The sequence below is a fragment of the Burkholderia sp. AU17457 genome, from assembly GCF_002223255.1.
In the GTDB taxonomy this organism is placed as follows: Bacteria; Pseudomonadota; Gammaproteobacteria; order Burkholderiales; family Burkholderiaceae; genus Burkholderia; species Burkholderia sola.
Genome location: NZ_NKFB01000020.1, coordinates 1 through 1,700, shown reverse-complemented (window position 1 = coordinate 1,700; position 1,700 = coordinate 1). Strand labels below are relative to the sequence as shown.

Sequence of the window (1,700 nt, the reverse complement as noted above, 5' to 3'; positions counted from 1 at the left end):
GACGAGAGCAACGCGCCGTTCTACAAGTGGTTCGACGACGGCGAGCTGAACGCGTCGTACAACTGCCTCGACCGCCACGTCGAAGCCGGCAACGGCGAGCGCGTCGCGGTGATCTTCGAGGCCGACGACGGCACCGTCACCCGCGTCACCTATGCGGATCTCCTCGCACGCGTGTCGCGCTTCGCCAATGCGCTGAAGAAACGCGGCATCGGCAAGGGCGACCGCGTCGTCATCTATATTCCGATGTCGATCGAAGGCATCGTCGCGATGCAGGCCTGCGCGCGTATCGGCGCGACGCACTCGGTCGTGTTCGGCGGTTTCTCCGCGAAATCGCTGAACGAGCGGCTCGTCGACGTCGGCGCGGTCGCGCTGATCACCGCCGACGAGCAGGCGCGCGGCGGCAAGACGCTGCCGCTCAAGAGCATCGCCGACGAGGCGATCGCGATGGGCGGCTGCGACGCGCTCAAGAGCGTGATCGTCTATCGCCGCACCGGCGGCAAGATCGACTGGCATGCGGAGCGCGACCTGTGGATGCACGAGCTGACCGACGGCGAGTCCGACACGTGCGAGCCGACCTGGGTCGGCGCCGAGCATCCGCTGTTCATCCTGTATACGTCGGGCTCGACCGGCAAGCCCAAGGGCGTGCAGCACAGCACCGGCGGCTACCTGCTGTGGGCCGCGCAGACGATGAAGTGGACCTTCGACTGGAAACCCGACGACGTGTTCTGGTGCACGGCCGACATCGGCTGGGTCACGGGCCACACGTACATCACGTACGGGCCGCTCGCGTGCGGCGGCACGCAGGTCGTGTTCGAGGGCGTGCCGACTTATCCGGACGCCGGCCGCTTCTGGAAGATGATCGCCGACCACAAGGTCACCGTGTTCTACACCGCGCCGACCGCGATCCGTTCGCTGATCAAGGCGGCCGAAGCCGACGAGACGGTCCACCCGAAGCGCTATGACCTGTCGAGCCTGCGCATCATCGGCACGGTCGGCGAGCCGATCAATCCGGAAGCGTGGATGTGGTACCACAAACACGTCGGCCACGAGCGCTGCCCGATCGTCGACACGTGGTGGCAGACCGAAACCGGCGGCCACATGATCACGCCGCTGCCGGGCGCGACGCCGACCGTGCCGGGCTCGTGCACGCTGCCGCTGCCGGGCATCACGGCCGCGGTGGTCGACGAGACGGGCCAGGACGTGCCGAACGGGCAAGGCGGGATTCTCGTGGTCAAGCGTCCGTGGCCCGCGATGATCCGCACGATCTGGGGCGACCCGGAGCGCTTCAAGAAGAGTTATTACCCGGAAGAACTCGGCGGCACGCTGTATCTGGCCGGCGACGGCACGGTACGCGACAAGGAGACCGGCTACTTCACGATCATGGGCCGGATCGACGACGTGCTGAACGTGTCGGGCCACCGGCTGGGCACGATGGAGATCGAGTCGGCGCTGGTGTCGCACGAGCTCGTGGCCGAGGCGGCGGTGGTCGGCCGTCCGGACGACACGACGGGCGAGGCGGTCGTGGCGTTCGTCGTGCTCAAGCGTTCGCGCCCGGAAGGCGACGAAGCGGCGGCGCTCGCGAAGACGCTGCGCGACTGGGTCGGCAAGCAGATCGGGCCGATCGCGAAGCCGAAGGACATCCGCTTCGGCGACAACCTGCCGAAGACGCGCTCGGGCAAGATCATGCGGCGCCTGCTGCG

The 1,700-nt window shown here is 67.8% G+C and carries 1 protein-coding gene; it reads left to right on the top strand.

Annotated elements, in window-relative coordinates; all coding sequences use genetic code 11:
- A partial coding sequence (acs, locus tag CFB49_RS35390) for an acetate--CoA ligase (RefSeq protein WP_089493769.1) occupies nucleotides 1-1,700 on the top strand: 1,700 nt, incomplete at both ends.